Annotated in this window: 20 protein-coding genes; 8 read left to right on the forward strand and 12 right to left on the reverse strand. The window is 46.4% G+C overall.

All coding sequences use genetic code 11. The features are described 5' to 3' along the window. The 7 genes from fsa to rpmH form a co-directional block, all read right to left on the reverse strand. A partial coding sequence (gene fsa, locus LRY47_RS01315) for a fructose-6-phosphate aldolase (RefSeq protein WP_295221741.1) occupies window positions 1-586 on the reverse strand: 586 nt, incomplete at its 3' end. Beyond that, window positions 570-827 carry a hypothetical protein gene (locus LRY47_RS01320; RefSeq protein ID WP_295221744.1) on the reverse strand — a complete coding sequence of 86 codons (258 nt, stop codon included), beginning with the start codon at window positions 825-827 and terminating at the stop codon, window positions 570-572. The genes LRY47_RS01320 and fsa, both read right to left, overlap by 17 nt. A gap of 2 nt (window positions 828-829) precedes the next feature. Then, a complete protein-coding gene (locus LRY47_RS01325) occupies window positions 830-1,579 on the reverse strand; it encodes a Jag N-terminal domain-containing protein (RefSeq protein ID WP_295221747.1) in 750 nt (249 codons plus the stop codon). An 18-nt stretch (window positions 1,580-1,597) separates the two neighbouring features. Continuing rightward, on the reverse strand, window positions 1,598-3,100 hold the full coding sequence (yidC, locus tag LRY47_RS01330; RefSeq protein ID WP_295221750.1) for a membrane protein insertase YidC: 1,503 nt from the start codon (window positions 3,098-3,100) through the stop codon (window positions 1,598-1,600). Window positions 3,101-3,131: 31 nt separating this feature from the next. After that, on the reverse strand, window positions 3,132-3,374 hold the full coding sequence (gene yidD / locus LRY47_RS01335) for a membrane protein insertion efficiency factor YidD (protein WP_295221751.1): 243 nt from the start codon (window positions 3,372-3,374) through the stop codon (window positions 3,132-3,134). After that, window positions 3,304-3,681 carry a ribonuclease P protein component gene (rnpA, locus tag LRY47_RS01340; protein WP_295221753.1) on the reverse strand — a complete coding sequence of 126 codons (378 nt, stop codon included), beginning with the start codon at window positions 3,679-3,681 and terminating at the stop codon, window positions 3,304-3,306. Before rnpA ends, yidD begins: the two co-directional genes overlap by 71 nt. Continuing rightward, the gene (gene rpmH / locus LRY47_RS01345; RefSeq protein ID WP_132872944.1) at window positions 3,681-3,806 is read right to left on the reverse strand and encodes a 50S ribosomal protein L34; all 126 of its coding nucleotides are present in this window, start codon (window positions 3,804-3,806) and stop codon (window positions 3,681-3,683) included. Before rpmH ends, rnpA begins: the two co-directional genes overlap by 1 nt. Window positions 3,807-4,059: 253 nt before the next feature. Here rpmH and rplU point away from each other — a divergent pair, with 253 nt between their 5' ends. The 8 genes from rplU (at window position 4,060) to LRY47_RS01385 (ending at window position 8,500) form a co-directional block, all read left to right on the forward strand. Beyond that, window positions 4,060-4,374: a 50S ribosomal protein L21 gene (gene rplU / locus LRY47_RS01350; protein ID WP_295221755.1), complete on the forward strand. Its 315-nt coding sequence runs from the start codon at window positions 4,060-4,062 to the stop codon at window positions 4,372-4,374. Between the two features lie 11 nt (window positions 4,375-4,385). Continuing rightward, the gene (gene rpmA, locus LRY47_RS01355; RefSeq protein ID WP_295221757.1) at window positions 4,386-4,646 is read left to right on the forward strand and encodes a 50S ribosomal protein L27; all 261 of its coding nucleotides are present in this window, start codon (window positions 4,386-4,388) and stop codon (window positions 4,644-4,646) included. A gap of 84 nt (window positions 4,647-4,730) precedes the next feature. Continuing rightward, entirely contained in the window at window positions 4,731-5,753 is a 1,023-nt protein-coding gene (gene obgE / locus LRY47_RS01360; protein WP_295221760.1) for a GTPase ObgE, read from the forward strand. Continuing rightward, entirely contained in the window at window positions 5,737-6,177 is a 441-nt protein-coding gene (locus LRY47_RS01365; RefSeq protein WP_295221762.1) for a DUF721 domain-containing protein, read from the forward strand. Before obgE ends, LRY47_RS01365 begins: the two co-directional genes overlap by 17 nt. A gap of 41 nt (window positions 6,178-6,218) precedes the next feature. After that, the gene (gene def, locus LRY47_RS01370) at window positions 6,219-6,752 is read left to right on the forward strand and encodes a peptide deformylase (RefSeq protein WP_295221764.1); all 534 of its coding nucleotides are present in this window, start codon (window positions 6,219-6,221) and stop codon (window positions 6,750-6,752) included. Window positions 6,753-6,804: 52 nt separating this feature from the next. Then, window positions 6,805-7,329, forward strand: a complete 525-nt coding sequence (locus LRY47_RS01375) for a hypothetical protein (RefSeq protein ID WP_295221766.1) — start codon at window positions 6,805-6,807, stop codon at window positions 7,327-7,329. 6 nt (window positions 7,330-7,335) lie between these two features. Continuing rightward, window positions 7,336-7,803, forward strand: a complete 468-nt coding sequence (locus LRY47_RS01380) for a hypothetical protein (RefSeq protein ID WP_295221769.1) — start codon at window positions 7,336-7,338, stop codon at window positions 7,801-7,803. A gap of 1 nt (window position 7,804) precedes the next feature. Further along, the gene (locus LRY47_RS01385) at window positions 7,805-8,500 is read left to right on the forward strand and encodes an SIMPL domain-containing protein (protein WP_295221771.1); all 696 of its coding nucleotides are present in this window, start codon (window positions 7,805-7,807) and stop codon (window positions 8,498-8,500) included. A 6-nt stretch (window positions 8,501-8,506) separates the two neighbouring features. Here LRY47_RS01385 and LRY47_RS01390 read toward each other — a convergent pair whose 3' ends face one another. The 5 genes from LRY47_RS01390 to nuoL form a co-directional block, all read right to left on the reverse strand. Then, window positions 8,507-9,079: a hypothetical protein gene (locus tag LRY47_RS01390; protein ID WP_295221773.1), complete on the reverse strand. Its 573-nt coding sequence runs from the start codon at window positions 9,077-9,079 to the stop codon at window positions 8,507-8,509. A gap of 85 nt (window positions 9,080-9,164) precedes the next feature. Beyond that, a complete protein-coding gene (locus LRY47_RS01395) occupies window positions 9,165-9,626 on the reverse strand; it encodes a rubrerythrin (RefSeq protein WP_295221774.1) in 462 nt (153 codons plus the stop codon). 9 nt (window positions 9,627-9,635) lie between these two features. Next, window positions 9,636-11,075: an NADH-quinone oxidoreductase subunit N gene (locus LRY47_RS01400; protein ID WP_295221776.1), complete on the reverse strand. Its 1,440-nt coding sequence runs from the start codon at window positions 11,073-11,075 to the stop codon at window positions 9,636-9,638. Between the two features lie 9 nt (window positions 11,076-11,084). Further along, window positions 11,085-12,581, reverse strand: coding sequence for an NADH-quinone oxidoreductase subunit M (locus tag LRY47_RS01405; RefSeq protein ID WP_295221778.1), 1,497 nt, complete (start codon window positions 12,579-12,581; stop codon window positions 11,085-11,087). 16 nt (window positions 12,582-12,597) lie between these two features. After that, window positions 12,598-14,520, reverse strand: coding sequence for an NADH-quinone oxidoreductase subunit L (gene nuoL, locus LRY47_RS01410; protein WP_295221781.1), 1,923 nt, complete (start codon window positions 14,518-14,520; stop codon window positions 12,598-12,600). Between the last annotated feature and the right edge of the window lie 9 nt (window positions 14,521-14,529).

Consider the following 14,529-nt stretch of genomic DNA (forward strand, 5'->3'; position numbering starts at 1 on the left):
GATGTTTCATCATCTGCGCAACAACTGAATAAGGGATAGTGGCGATATCAACGCCTACTTCCTGAAGCTGGAGCATATGCGCTGTGCTTCTGATGCTGGCGGCGATAACCTCTGTTTCAAATCCGTATGTTTCAACAAGCTGTTGGCACTGGCTGACAACTTCTATACCGTCGTGACCTATATCGTCCAGACGACCTGCGAAGGGGCTGATATAAGCAGCGCCTGCTTTGCATGCCAGAAGAGCCTGATTTGCAGAGAAGATAAGTGTTACGTTAACAGGGATACCTTCGCCTGCGAGGATGCTGGTTGCTTTCAGACCGTCCTTTGTGAAAGGAACTTTAACAACGATATATTCGCTGATGTCCGCAAGCTCTCTGCCCTCTTTAACCATAGTTTCCCAGTCAAGGGCGATGACCTCTGCGCTGACGGGGCCGCAAACGATCTCGCAGATTTCAGCAACGGTCTTTTTAAAATCTTTTTTCTCCTTCGCAATAAGCGAGGGATTGGTGGTAACGCCGTCGAGTATGCCAAGGTCTTTAACCTCTTTTATCTCTTCAACGTTTGCAGTATCAAGAAACAGTTTCATCTTTTTCTCCGCTTTTTTGGGCAATAAACTTGTCCATAGAATCTTTAGAGTCGAAATAGTACACTTTATCGTACAGTTTCACCTTGAACTCTGTGTCTTTGCTGACATAAGTTCCGCTGATGGGGTCAACTGCCGTTTCAAGTGCCTGCGCCTCCTCCCTCACTTTTTTAAGTGACTCAGGCTTACGGAAAAGTTTGAATGCTACAAATGCAATGAGAACGAAAAGAAGTAATTTAACCATAGTTAATCTTCCTGTTTTGCCTCGGCATCCTGTTTTGGTGCCTCGGGTTCTGTATTGTTATTTTCACGGTGGTCGTTTCTGGGACGGAAAGGACGTCTGTTGCCGCCGTCTCTGGGGGCGCCGCCGCCTTTACGCTCGGGAACGATGAGTATCTCTTTAAGATGCCCTTCCCCCTTGCTCACCGTACTGATTCCTTTTATCTGTTTGAGCGCAATGTGTATTTCCTTGCGCACCATTGTGACCATAGGAGCCATTTTGATGGGTTTTCCGGTTCTGCGGACTGTTTTTGCAAGTTTGATCGCTTTGTCCTTAAGCTGTTCAACAACTCTGTCTCTGTAATCCTCAACATCAACGATGAACGTGCCTTCGTTGTCCCCCCAGCTCACCATACGGTTCAGGAGAAACTGCATAGCGTCAAGCATCTGGGCGTTTTTGCCTATCAGAAGTTTTGAATCCGGAGAAATGATGTTGTAAATAACATCGGGGTGTCTGAACTTTGTTTCTATTGTAACTTCATGGAATCCTGCTTTTTCAAGCAGTTCTGAAAGAACCAGCCTGCCTTTGCGTTTGTAGAATTCCACGTCGTTGAATTTAATCTTCACAAGCGCGTTCTTGCCGCCGAAACCGAGAAAGCCTTTGCTTCCTGCTTCAAGGGTTTCAAATGTGATGAAATCCTTGGGTATATTGTTCTCCGAAAGGAAATTAGCTACAGCTTCTTCTGCGTTTTTCCCTTCTATTTCAAAATATTTCATAAAAATCCAGTCTCCGTTTTAGGCAGCCTTTTTATTAATATAATACTGCTGCGCAATTGAAAGTATGTTGTTCGTAAGCCAGTATACCACCAGACCTGCCGGAAAGGTAAGGAACATAAAGGTGAAAATGAACGGCATCAGCATAAATACTTTCTGCTGAATGGGATCCTGTACACTGCTGGGTGTCATTCTCTGCTGGATGAACATTGTTGCGCCCATGATTATGGGTGTTATGTAGTAAGGGTCTTTCATTGAAAGGTCAACTATCCAGCCGAAGAAGGGTGCGCCCTGAAGCTCGATGGCGAGGAGCAGGGTTTTATACAGCGCGAAGAATATCGGTATCTGAAGTATCATGGGGAGACAGCCGCCAAGCGGGTTGACACCCTCTTTCTTGTAAAGCTCCATCATTGCCTGATTCAGCTTTTCTTTATCCGCGCCGAATTTTTCTTTCAGTTCAGTCATCTTGGGTGCGAGTGAACCCATCTTTCTCATGCTGACCATACTTTTATGCGTAAGGGGCAGGGTTGCAACCTTAACAACGATGGTGAGCAGGATGATGGCGATACCGTAGTTATGCACATATCCGAAGATGAGGTTCAGGAAGTAGAGCATAGGGATAGCTATGAAAGCGAAGATGCCGAAGTCGATGCTCTTTTCCAGTTTAAGGTGATAGCCTTTGAGAAGTTCATATTCTTTTGGACCTGCATAGATATTGAAGTCAACGACCTGTCTTGAACCGGGGTTAACCTGTACCGCAGTATCTCCGTAGATGTCCGCTTTTTTATCTTTAGGAACAAATTCGCCTTTTGCGAATGAGTTTGTAATAGCCGCCAGATAATATTTGGACGTATAGCCAACCCATGTGGGTTTGTCATAGGAGACCGTTTCGTCCAGTTTTTCCGGTTTTTCGGTTCTGAGCTTCTTGCCGTCATACATAAGAGGTCCGCCGAAGGTATATTTGTCTTCGCGCAGAGCCTGATTGATGCCGCCTGTCATACCCATGCGGACGGGAACCTCAAGGGTTTTTCCGCCGATGTTGTTGACAGTCACCTTGCCGCTGACAAGGTAGCTTGTTTTGCTTATAACATATGTCTTATCCACAACCATGTCGCCCTGAGAACCTGAAAAGGTCACTGTGATGTTTTCAGCGTCCTCTTTTTTGGAGGTCGTATAGCTGTTCACCAGCGGAACGGTTATGAATATGGAGTCGTCTGTTTTGCTGTCAAAGATTATGTCCTGAAGCGGTTTACCTTCATAGGCAAGAACCTGTGCGCTTCTGATGTTACCTGTGTTCTGATTGAATGTATACTTTGCGAGTGGGGTCTGAACGTCGAATGTAACAACTTTTTCTTTAACTTTCGGAGTGTTGTCCACAGTGAGCTTGACAGAGGGCTCCTGTGTTTTTGCTGTTTCGGTCTGTTCTGTTTTTTGTACGGGAGTTGCTTTGGGAGCGAAGAATGTCTGGAAGCCTATCAGAACCAGCGCGCTGAGACCGAAAGCCAGAATTAAATTCTTATTCATTATGAATTATCCTCCGAGGGTCGTCCTTTTTTCATTTAACAGGGTCGTAGCCGCCCTTTGAAAGGGGGGAACAACGTAAGATACGCCACACTGCCATGAGCGTACCCTTGACAAGCCCTTTTTTACGCAGTGCCTCCACCGCGTAGTCCGAGCAGGAGGGATAGAACCTGCATCTGTTGCCGAGCAGGGGGGAGATGAAAAGCTTATATAATCGTATCAGAAATATTATCGGTCTTCTTAAGTCCAATATCTGCCGCAAGGCTGATAACTTCATCTCTCAGTTCACCGTAATCTGCGTTCGTACATGCCGGCAATGCACGGAACACCATGTCCAGACAGCAGGGAAACACTTGTCTGTTTCTGCGGAAAATTTCTCTCAGTCGGCGTTTGATCAGGTTGCGTACCACCGCCCGCTTGTCAACTTTCTTGCTGACGGTGATACCGACCCTCGTGCGGTCTTCTTCATTATATAAATAGTGGAGGCAGATGAATCTGCCCTGTTTCTTTTTTCCCTGTCTGAAGACCCTTTCAAAATCCCGCGTGGTCTTTAAGCGATCCTTTTCCGGAAAGCTTTCCGACATTAAACGGCGAGACGTTTGCGGCCTTTCGCCCTTCTTCTGGCGATAACTGCTCTTCCGCCTTTGGTTTTCATTCTTGCCCTGAATCCCTGTGCGCGTTTGCGTTTCAGGTTGCTGGGCTTTCTCATAGTGAGCTGTGCCATTTGAAACTCTCCTTTCTATTTTTGAAGACTAAAATATTAGCATACTTTTAAACGTAAGCCTGTGATTATATCTATGACGTGTCTGTTTGTCAACCGCATATCAAATAAATTTGAATAACGACCCGCCGCCATACTGCGAAAGACGCAAATTTTCTCTATATTTTTTCTTGACACAATATTGCATGGCATGTATAACTGATTTCCCTGTTTAGACAGGATTCGTGGAGGTATGTGAAAAATGTTCGCAATCATAAAGAGCGGCGGCAAACAATATACTGTCAAACCCGGCGATGTGCTGAAGGTTGACAGCATCAACGCTGAAGTAGACTCTGACATCCAGATAAGCGATGTCCTCGCAGTCAGCGAAAACGGACAGCTCAACATCGGTAAACCTTTTGTTGCCAAAGCTGTTGTTACTGCGAAAGTTGTAAACCAGATTAAAGACGACAAAATTCTTGTTTTCAAAAGAAGAAGACGTAAAGACTACAAATCAAGGTTCGGTCACAGATCTCACCTGACCGTTCTTAAAATCTCCGACATCAAAGTCGGCTAAGGAGGCGTAAGATGGCTCACAAGAAAGCTGGCGGATCGACCAGAAACGGAAGGGACTCCAATTCCAAACGCCTCGGCGTTAAAAAATATGACGGTGAAGTGGTTATCGCAGGAAACATCATCGTCAGACAGCGCGGTACCAAGTTTAAACCCGGTACAGGCGTTGGCATCGGCAAAGACGACACACTCTTCGCACTGACTGACGGCTTCGTCAAGTTTCAGGACAGAGGCAGCAAGGGTAAATTCGTTAACATTCTTTCCGAAAGAGCATAGCAACAAGGCCCGCTGACAACAGCGGGCTTTTTTCTTGAGTTTTCAGCGTAAATCCTATAGTTTCAACACATCAGAGGTCTTTTCATGAAATTTATTGATACATGCGAAATTATGGCCATTGCAGGCGATGGCGGAAACGGATGTATGAGCTTCCGCAGAGAAGCATACGTTCCCAGAGGCGGTCCCGACGGCGGTAACGGCGGTGACGGCGGAAACGTCATACTTGTTGCTGACAACTCAAAGCATACCTTAATGGATATACGCCAGCAGTACCATTACAAAGCTGAACGCGGCGTCCATGGCAAAGGAAAAGGTATGCACGGTCGCAGAGGCGTTGACCAGCTCATCAAAGTTCCTGCCGGAACCATCGTATACAATGCCGAAACCGAAGAGATGCTTGCAGACCTTACAGAGAACGGTCAGCAGGTGGTAGTTGCACATGGAGGAAAGGGCGGACGCGGAAACGCGAACTTCATGTCACCCACTCACAGAGCGCCCACACGCCACGAACCCGGTTTTGAAGGCGAAAAGATGAAACTCGCCCTTGAACTTAAACTCATTGCCGACGTGGGTATTATAGGATTTCCCAACGCAGGCAAATCCACATTCATATCAACAGTGTCCGCTGCAAAACCTAAGGTTGCGGATTATCCCTTCACAACACTTACGCCCCACCTCGGCGTGGTGAAAGGACATTACGGCAACTCGTTCGTTCTGGCAGACATGCCCGGACTTATCGAAGGTGCGGCAGACGGTATAGGTCTGGGTATACAGTTCCTCAAGCATATCGAACGCACAAAGGTGCTTCTGCACCTCATAGACGCTTCAGCCGATGAATCAATGGTGGAACGATACAAAATACTTCGCAACGAGCTTGAAAAATATGAGGGCGAAGTTGCAGACAAGATAGAGGTAATCGGAGCTTCCAAAATGGATTCTCCCAACGAGGAGAATCTGGCAGAGTTTGAGGCATTCCTCAAAGCTGAAATGCCGGATACTGCATACTTCCGCTTCTCTTCTATGGCACAGGAAGGCACAAAGGAAGTTACAGATCATCTGGAAAATATTATCCGTGAAATGGAGCAGGAGAGTGAAGAGACTTTCTGAAATCCTGTCGGAAACAGTCAGCAGGGAAATGCGGGACTACGCCCGTATTGCCCGTGCATGGGAAACGTCATGCGGCGAGGTGATCGCGCGCATGACCACCGTTCAGAAGCTCAAATCCGGCGTACTTGAAATTGCCGTCCACGATTCTGACTGGGTCACTGAGCTTAATTTCCTGAAGGGTGAATTTCTGGAGCGCATCCGCGAAAAAAATATTCAGGCGGACAGCATCAGATTTTTTTATAAGCAAAAACCGGCTCCGGAGGCGTATAACCTTATTCCCAAAAAAGAGATGTCACCTCGCGAAAAACAATATGCAGATGCTATGGCGGACGGTATTGAAAAAGAGGAATTAAGAGAAGCGTTCAGACGCGCAATGTACTCTTATTTCACGGTCTATTCTCTTGACGATAAACATAATTCTTGATTTTCTCCATAATTCACTTATTCTCTTAAACAGGAGGAACGATGATAAGAAAGATTCACACTTTCCCTGATGATGTACTTAGAAAAAAGGCACAGCCTGTTGAAAATATAGATATCGAGATATCAGAGCTGATCAACGACATGACAGAAACCATGTACAGCCAGAAAGGCGTTGGTCTTGCGGCTCCGCAGGTTGGAGTAAGTCTGCGTGTGGTTGTCATAGATACATCTGCAGGCGAGGACCCGGGCGCCCTGATTCAGCTTATAAATCCGGAGATAACCGCTTCCGAAGGTGAGCAGACAGGTGAAGAAGGCTGCCTGAGCATCCCCGGCGAATATGAACCGGTTCGCAGATATAATAAGGTAACAGTAAAGGCACTCAACCCCGCAGGTGAAAATATCGAACTTGAAGCGGAAGGCTTCCTTGCAAGAGCTGTCCAGCACGAGCTTGATCACCTTGAAGGTGTGCTTTTCATAGACAGAATCCCTCCCTATAAAAGGGATATTGTGAAAAAGCATATAAAACGCCGCATAGCCGACGGTGATTATGGTTATGCGGAGGATATAAAAAGTTAACTTTATTTTGTCCTGCACAATGATATAATCTTGTATTCATAGGAGGACTGTCATGGTTGAGGCTGTTGCTATTGCTATTGTAAAAACTCTGGCTGCTTTCCTTTTCAAAACCTATATGTTGGCTGCAAGCAATGTTAAAATTGACGGTGCTCCATACTGGTACATGAAAAATGTCAACTCTTCCGTCTGTGTTTACGACTTTAAACAGGGCGGACTGGAATCTGTTGATGCGGTGAAAGATTCCACAGCCACAAAGATGCGTGCGGAACTCACAAAGATAATCGAAACGGTCATCTATTCCGAATACTCCAATCTGAAAGACCCTAAAGAAAAACAGTTTGTCTATATGTTCAAGAACGATCCTGAACTTAACATCTTCGTAAACAAGAATATTCAGTTCCCAAATCTTGAATACAACGAAAAAAGAAGAATTGCTTTCGCACAGGGATGCATAGATAAGGAAGTAATACTTGACTATCAGACCAAACGCGCTGAAAAGATTAAATTTGAACTGACCCACAAACGCGCCAACGACGCTTTCGACGAGCTGGACAAAGGCGACATTTCAATACAGTAGGTTAATATGAAATACTTTTTATTATTTCTTTCAGTGATCTTCATAGTATCGTGCGGGGATAAAAAGTCACCGACCTCCGTAGCCAGTCTTGATGCACACAATATGGCTCTACAGGACTATATGTGGCGATTTGTTTTCAAAAAGCCCGACGAGCAGCTTAAGATAATTTTCTCTTCAGAGCCTTTTCAGCCTTTGCCCTCAGATATTGCAGTTTATGAAACTGATCTGAATGAAGACGGCAAACCGGATTTCATAGCATCAATGATACATTTCAGATATTACGAAAACGGAACCTATCCGCTTTATATCATGATGCAGAATGACTTTAACAGCTATAAACCCATGAAACTTAACCAGCGAACAACTAATTTCGATATTAAAGTTCTGCCGGAGAAATCTAACGGCATGCAGAACATAATGGTTGACGGCAAAGTGCTTCTTTTCGATGGTAAAACATACACATCAGGACTGTAAAATGAAATATGTTATCGTTGCGCTTCTCGTGCTTGCTTCTGCTACAGCTTTTGCACGTGTTAAGATAAAAGACCCGATGGTGATAACGGATTCCGTTACAATCAGCTCATCTGCGAAACCGGATATAATGGAATCCGGCATGACGGTTCAGTACAAATCACAGAATTATGCGGCAGTAGCGTCTGCTATGGAAAAGATAACCGGAGCCGTTAAGAAATCTAAAGATATCTGCACTTTTTCAGGGTATAGAATATCACCCGAATATCAGTACGTTGACGGAAAACAGATAAACGACGGCTATATGGGGTATCTGGATTTCGACTGTAAGTTCAACTCTGCGCCCGTTTACGAAGCCGTGGGGAATGACGTTTTCGCAATAGCGGATGCAGACAGCGCCTACCTGCTCACTTCAAAACAGATACGCTGGTCGGTATCGCGCAAAGTTATGGACGCTCAGCGCTCCCAGATGAAAATTGAAGCTATAAAGACGGTTCTCAGGACTGCCAGAGACTATTCCAGAGCGTCAGGGCTTCATTGCACACCCAAGGACATAAATCTTGAGTATAACGACTTTTCACCCGTCGCAAGAGAATACAGCGCTGTAAGGGCAAGCAAGACCTCCATACAGGTAAGTGAGCCGGACAAGACAGACCAGACGGTCAGCCTTTCCGTTAAATACAACTATGTATGCAGATAGGAGCGCTTAGGCTCCTGTTCCGTCAGCAAGATTTGAAAGCACTGTCTGTCCGGGGCGTATCACACAATTCTTTCCTATCCGGACACCGGCTCCGATGACTGCTCCCGCTCCGATAGCCGTCTCGCTGCCGACAGCAGCTCCTGTCTCAAGGATGGCACCGGCACCGATACTCACACCGAATTCAAGGATACAGTCGCTTTCAAGAATAACCCCTGCCCCGATTATGCACGCCTTTCCACATATTACTGAATGATTTATAAGAGCACCTGCCATAACTATGCACCCTTCACTTAAGGAAGCATTATCCGATATCCAGCATGCCGGATGCACCAGAGGGAGAACTTTCGCTTTTATCATTTTGAGTTCGTTGAAAAGAAGTGTTCTTATTCTGTTGTCTGTGATGGCGAGGATTATTTTATCATCTGTTACGATTTCTTCCTCGCTAATGACTTTTATATGATTGAAACCTGCGCACCTCGTGTCCGAAACTGCAAGCCCGTCTATCTGTATCCCATTTAAAACCGCCGCGTCGTATACCATTTTCGCGTATGCGCCCGCACCCATAATATATGTTGACATAAAAAAGCACCCTACTTGTTTTCGGGATACTATAACAAAAAAGCCCGCTTTGAAAGCGGGCTTTTCATATTTGCAAAGATTATTTTCAGTTTTCTATGTTTATGATGTCATCATAGATATACTGAATGTCCTTCTTATGGCAAGCGACATCATAAGCGAGGCGCTCGAAAGCTTCTCCCGCTTCTGAGCCTTTGAACTTATCTGCCATAGACTCATAATACTTCATACTGGCATCTTCGTGGCGGATGGCGATGAGCAGGAGTTCCTGAACGTTCAGACTGTCTGTTACAACCTCTGAGTGTCCTGTTTTTCCTATGCCCAGATCTCTAAGCTTGCAGCTTGAGTCACGCCCGAGATCCTCAAGGCAGTCACACTTTATCGCTTCCTCTATGACACTTTTGAACTTCTTCTTCGTTTCGATAAGTTCCTTGATTATCTCTTTGGAACTGAGTTCCGAAACGATATCCAGAAGTTTTTCATAAAAGTCCAGAGTAAGCTGCTCTTTCCTTGCCGCCTCGTTCAGTGCCTCAACAACCGTAGCTTCCATCGTTTCTCCTTACACCAGCAGGTGTTTTACGAAGTTGATAAACACTGCGGGGAAGAATCCCACGAACAGCACCATTGCAGCTCCGATAAAACTTGTGATGAATGCTGAACGACCGACAGTAGCATCAACTTCATACTCAGGCTCGTTGAAGTACATGTAGATTGTTACTCTCATGTAATAGTAGCAAGCGAGAGCCGAGTTAAGCGCACCTATAACTGCCAGCCAGATCATATCTGCTTTCATAGCAGCCATAAATATCTGGAACTTGCCTATGAATCCTGCCAGAGGCGGGATGCCTGCCAGAGAGAACATGAATATCAGCATGCCGAGAGCATACAGAGGGTTCTTTTTGGCAAGACCTGAAAAGCTTTCCAGACGCTCGTCCTCAACCATACCTTTGTTTTTCAGAATACCGAGCAGTGTGAATGCTCCGATGTTCATAAACACATAGATAAGGGAGTAAAGTGCGATGGCTCTGTAGCCTTCGGGGTTCATAGCAACCAGACCGATCATCATGTAACCTGCGTGGGAGATTGCGGAGTAAGCCAGCATTCTCTTAACGTTTGTCTGAGCAAGCGCCACAAGGTTACCGTATGTCATTGTTAAAACCGCGAGGATTGAGAACAGAGGTACCCAAAGTCCTGATGCGGGTTCAAGTGCGATGTAAACAAATCTGATAAGAGCGGCAAACGCTGCAGCCTTAGGAGCCACGGTCATAAAGCCCGCAGCGGGTGTGGGTGCGCCCTGATAAACATCAGGAGCCCACATGTGGAAAGGCACGGCAGAGATTTTGAACGCGAAGCCGGTAAGCATAAGGATAAGCCCTATCTTAACTGTCATGTTGTCCGCGATCATACCGCTTTTAAGCACCTCGGCTATCTGAATGTAGTTCAGACTGCCTGTGGCGCCGTAAACGTATGTCATACCGAACAGGAGCATAGCGGAAGAGAAAGCACCGATGATGAAGTATTTAACTCCCGCCTCGGATGAACGCATCTCATTCTTGTTGAATCCTGCAAGGACGTACATTGCGATTGCCATGGTTTCAAGACCGACATAGAAAATTGTAAGGTCAAACGCTGACACCATGAACATCATACCGAGTATGCTGAAGAACATGAGTGTGTAAAATTCGCCTTTCAGTATCCCTTTGTCTTTAAGGTACTCAACAGAACCCAGTGTGGTCAGTGTGTACGCCAGAGCGAAGATCACAAAGAACACATATGAGAAGTTATCCCACATGAGCATGTTGTTGAAACCGAGGTATTTGCCGCCAAGCTGAGGGTTGGTCAGCAGAGCGACTATAAGCAGGAAGGCTATTCCGAAATAGCCGACCATGGACTTCTTCTCTTTTGAGGTCATGACATCAAGCACAACCATTATCAGACCGAAGATGGTCATCAGCACTTCGGGAAAAATTGATTGCAGGTTCATCATAAAGTTCTGCATTTCAGCCCCCTACTGCATTGCCACTGCGGCAGTGTTCATATGCTCAACAAGCTTGATAACGCTTGCGTGCATGTAAGACTGGAAAGTCTCAGGGTACATTCCGACCCAGAACACTATGATAAGCAGCGGGAATATGTAGATTACTTCTCTGAGGTTCATATCGGCGAGGTTTTCCCATCTTTTGTTCAGGCTCTGATACAGAACTCTCTGGAACATCCAAAGCATGTAAACGGCGGAGAAAATCACACCGATAGCAGCGAGGATTGCCCAGTCGGAGAATGCGGCGAACGCACCCACCAGAACAAGGAATTCACCGATGAAGGCTCCCATTGAGGGAAGACCTATTGACGCCATTGTAAACACAAGGAAGATCGTTGCGTATACGGGAACGCTTGCAGCGATACCGCCGTAGTCCGCTATCTCTCTCGTATGTGTTCTTTCATATATCAGACCTATCAGAAGGAACAACGCGCCGGTGATGATACCGTGGTTGAACATCTGGAGGATACCGCCTTCGATACCAGCCTGATTAAGAGCGTAGATACCAAGGGTTACAAAACCCATGTGAGAAACTGAAGAGTAAGCAACCAGTTTCTTGATGTCTTTCTGAACCATCGCAACCAGTGCGCCGTAGATGATGGCTATCACGGACAGAGCCGCAACGAAAGGCATCAGCTTGATGGCAGCGTAGGGAGTCATGGGAAGACAGAAACGGAGCATACCGTATGTACCCATTTTCAGCAGTACGCCCGCCAGAATGACCGAACCCGCAGTGGGCGCCTCAACGTGCGCATCGGGAAGCCATGTGTGCAGCGGGAACATGGGAACCTTGATGGCAAATCCGAGGAAGAATACCGCGAAAACAACCATCTGGAATCCCTGAGTGTACATCCCGTACTGTTCAGTTATCTTAAGAACGTCAAATGTGTAGTTGCCTGTAATCTGACCGTGTGTGTAGTACAGAGCGATGATTGCAAGCATCATCAGAACTGAACCTGCGAGGGTGTATATGAAGAACTTCACCGCAGCGTAAACCCTGCGTTTTCCGCCCCATACACCGATGATCAGATACATGGGTATCAGCATCGCTTCCCAGAAGATGTAGAACAGGAAGAAGTCAAGCGCAAGGAAAGTACCTATCATACCTGTTTCAAGAACAAGCATCGCTATGTAGAACTCTTTCTGTCTCTTCTGGATGTATGTGAATGAACCCAGAATGGCTATCATTGTAAGCAGTGTTGTCAGGAAAACCATGAGGATGGAGATTCCGTCAACGCCCAGGAAATACTGAACGCCGATGGATTTTATCCACCATGCTTTTTCAACGAACTGCATGCCGGCTTCGCTCTTGTCGAAGTTTGCCATAAGCGGGATCGAGATGATAAACTCGATAACGCTGGCTATGAAAGCTGCCCACATGGAGCTTTTGCCCTTCCTGAAAAAGATCAGGATGAACAGTGCAGCCGCAAGCGGGAAGAAAATCAGTAAGCTGAGTATATGTTGCATGATATTTCCGTCCCCCTTACACAGTGTAGAACAGTGCAACCAGCGCTATCACACCGACAACCATTGTGAAGATGTATGTCTGGATACGTCCTGTCTGCACATATCTTATTACTCCGCCGAACCACATCGGAACACGTCCGAATGCGTTTACGATGAAGTCTATAACGTTTACGTCTATCGCTCTCCAGAGAACAACGTTGGAAAGCATTACTATGGGATGAACGAACAGGAAGTCGTAAAGCTCGTCGAAGTACCACTTGTTAAGCAGGAACTTGTGAACAGGTTTGAACGTCTTCACTGTTTTCTCCGGAAGTACCGGATAGAACTTCACATAGAACAGGTATGCAACCGTAATACCCGCAACCGCAACCACGATTGAAAGTATCATAAGCGCCTGAGCAACGGAGTGGCTCATGTGATGCTCGTGAGCATGCGCAGGAGTCAGAACCGGTCCGAGGAACTTGTGGATGTACCCTGCTTCCAGAGGATAACCGAAAACCATACCCACGAGCACTGACAGGATGGCAAGGAACACAAGGGGACCTGCCATTGTCCAGGGTGACTCGTGCGCGTGGTCGTGAAGGTGATGGTCTCTGGGTTCGCCTTCAAACACAAGGAAGTAGCTTCTGAACATGTAGAATGCAGTCATAGCCGCAACCACTGTACCTACTCCCCATGCAAGGGTGTGACCGCCTGCAAAGGTGAAAGCGAGGATCTCATCTTTTGACCAGAAGCCTGCCAGCGGGGGGATACCTGCGATTGCGATACAACCTATGAGGTATGTCCAGCGTGTGACGGGCATTTTCTTTTTAAGACCGCCCATTACCCTTACGTCCAGATTGTCGTGCATTGCGTGCATTACAGAACCGGAGCAAAGGAACAGAAGACCTTTGAACATTGCGTGTGTGAAAAGGTGGAATATCGCTGAAACATAAGCGCCCACACCGGTTGCCATGATCATGTAACCGAGCTGAGATACAGTTGAGTAAGCGAGTATTCTTTTAAGGTCATACTGTGTAAGACCGATGGATGCGCCGAGGAACGCTGTCATTGCACCGGCGAAGATGACAAAACTGCTTGTCATGTGCGCTTCGGCGAACAGAGCGTTACAGCGTGCAACCATGTAAACCCCTGCGGTAACCATTGTTGCCGCGTGGATCAGGGCTGAAACTGGGGTGGGACCTTCCATCGCATCGGGCAGCCATGTGTGCAGCGGGAACTGGGCAGATTTACCCATAGCGCCGCAGAACAGTCCGAAGGTCATAAGGTCGAGAAGCGAGAACTCCATACCGAATACGGTATAGGTCACTTCTTTAATATGGTGAATAGCCTCAGCGTTGAAAGCATCGGAGTAGTTAAGGCTTCTGAAAGTGAAGATCACAAGCAGAAGACCGATGTAGAAACCGAAGTCACCGATTCTGTTCATTACGAAGGCTTTCTTACAAGCGTCAGCAGCGCTCTTTTTGAAGAACCAGAAACCGATCAGCAGGTAAGATGACAAACCCACCATTTCCCAGCCCACAAAGAGCATAAAGAAGTTGTTTCCAAGAACAAGCACAAGCATTGAAAGGGTGAACACTGAAAGATATGTGAAAAATCTCCAGTAACCTTTGTCACCGTGCATATATCCCATTGAATAGATGTGTACCATCAGGGATATAGTTGTAACAACTATAAGCATTATGGACGACAGCGGGTCAACAAGTATCCCGAAGGGAACTTCGAGCTTGCCCGCAATTACCCAGGTGTAGAGTGTTCCGTCTACGGTAAAACCTTGTGTGGATACAAGGTAGAACAGTATAAGAGCGCAGACGAAGGAGACACCAACACCCGCTATGGCCACCGCAGGTGCAGCAGTCTTGATATAACGTCTTCCGAAAAGACCGTTAATCAGAAAGGCAACCAGTGGTCCAAGTAGTGTTAATACTGCAAAGATCATAACCTACCT

Origin of the sequence: Seleniivibrio sp. (assembly GCF_021209385.1) — a bacterium.
Classification (GTDB): Bacteria; Chrysiogenota; Deferribacteres; order Deferribacterales; family Geovibrionaceae; genus Seleniivibrio.

Excerpts from the sequence above, each read along its gene's own strand:
- LRY47_RS01320 (WP_295221744.1), bottom strand. The coding sequence starts at position 827 with ATGGTTAAATTACTTCTTTTCGTTCTCATTGCATTTGTAGCATTCAAA.
- LRY47_RS01325 (WP_295221747.1), bottom strand. The coding sequence starts at position 1,579 with ATGAAATATTTTGAAATAGAAGGGAAAAACGCAGAAGAAGCTGTAGCT.
- yidC (WP_295221750.1), bottom strand. The coding sequence starts at position 3,100 with ATGAATAAGAATTTAATTCTGGCTTTCGGTCTCAGCGCGCTGGTTCTG.
- yidD (WP_295221751.1), bottom strand. The coding sequence starts at position 3,374 with ATGAAGTTATCAGCCTTGCGGCAGATATTGGACTTAAGAAGACCGATA.
- rnpA (WP_295221753.1), bottom strand. The coding sequence starts at position 3,681 with ATGTCGGAAAGCTTTCCGGAAAAGGATCGCTTAAAGACCACGCGGGAT.
- rpmH (WP_132872944.1), bottom strand. The coding sequence starts at position 3,806 with ATGAGAAAGCCCAGCAACCTGAAACGCAAACGCGCACAGGGATTCAGG.
- rplU (WP_295221755.1), top strand. The coding sequence starts at position 4,060 with ATGTTCGCAATCATAAAGAGCGGCGGCAAACAATATACTGTCAAACCC.
- rpmA (WP_295221757.1), top strand. The coding sequence starts at position 4,386 with ATGGCTCACAAGAAAGCTGGCGGATCGACCAGAAACGGAAGGGACTCC.
- obgE (WP_295221760.1), top strand. The coding sequence starts at position 4,731 with ATGAAATTTATTGATACATGCGAAATTATGGCCATTGCAGGCGATGGC.
- def (WP_295221764.1), top strand. The coding sequence starts at position 6,219 with ATGATAAGAAAGATTCACACTTTCCCTGATGATGTACTTAGAAAAAAG.
- LRY47_RS01375 (WP_295221766.1), top strand. The coding sequence starts at position 6,805 with ATGGTTGAGGCTGTTGCTATTGCTATTGTAAAAACTCTGGCTGCTTTC.
- LRY47_RS01380 (WP_295221769.1), top strand. The coding sequence starts at position 7,336 with ATGAAATACTTTTTATTATTTCTTTCAGTGATCTTCATAGTATCGTGC.
- LRY47_RS01385 (WP_295221771.1), top strand. The coding sequence starts at position 7,805 with ATGAAATATGTTATCGTTGCGCTTCTCGTGCTTGCTTCTGCTACAGCT.
- LRY47_RS01390 (WP_295221773.1), bottom strand. The coding sequence starts at position 9,079 with ATGTCAACATATATTATGGGTGCGGGCGCATACGCGAAAATGGTATAC.
- LRY47_RS01395 (WP_295221774.1), bottom strand. The coding sequence starts at position 9,626 with ATGGAAGCTACGGTTGTTGAGGCACTGAACGAGGCGGCAAGGAAAGAG.
- LRY47_RS01400 (WP_295221776.1), bottom strand. The coding sequence starts at position 11,075 with ATGCAGAACTTTATGATGAACCTGCAATCAATTTTTCCCGAAGTGCTG.
- LRY47_RS01405 (WP_295221778.1), bottom strand. The coding sequence starts at position 12,581 with ATGCAACATATACTCAGCTTACTGATTTTCTTCCCGCTTGCGGCTGCA.
- nuoL (WP_295221781.1), bottom strand. The coding sequence starts at position 14,520 with ATGATCTTTGCAGTATTAACACTACTTGGACCACTGGTTGCCTTTCTG.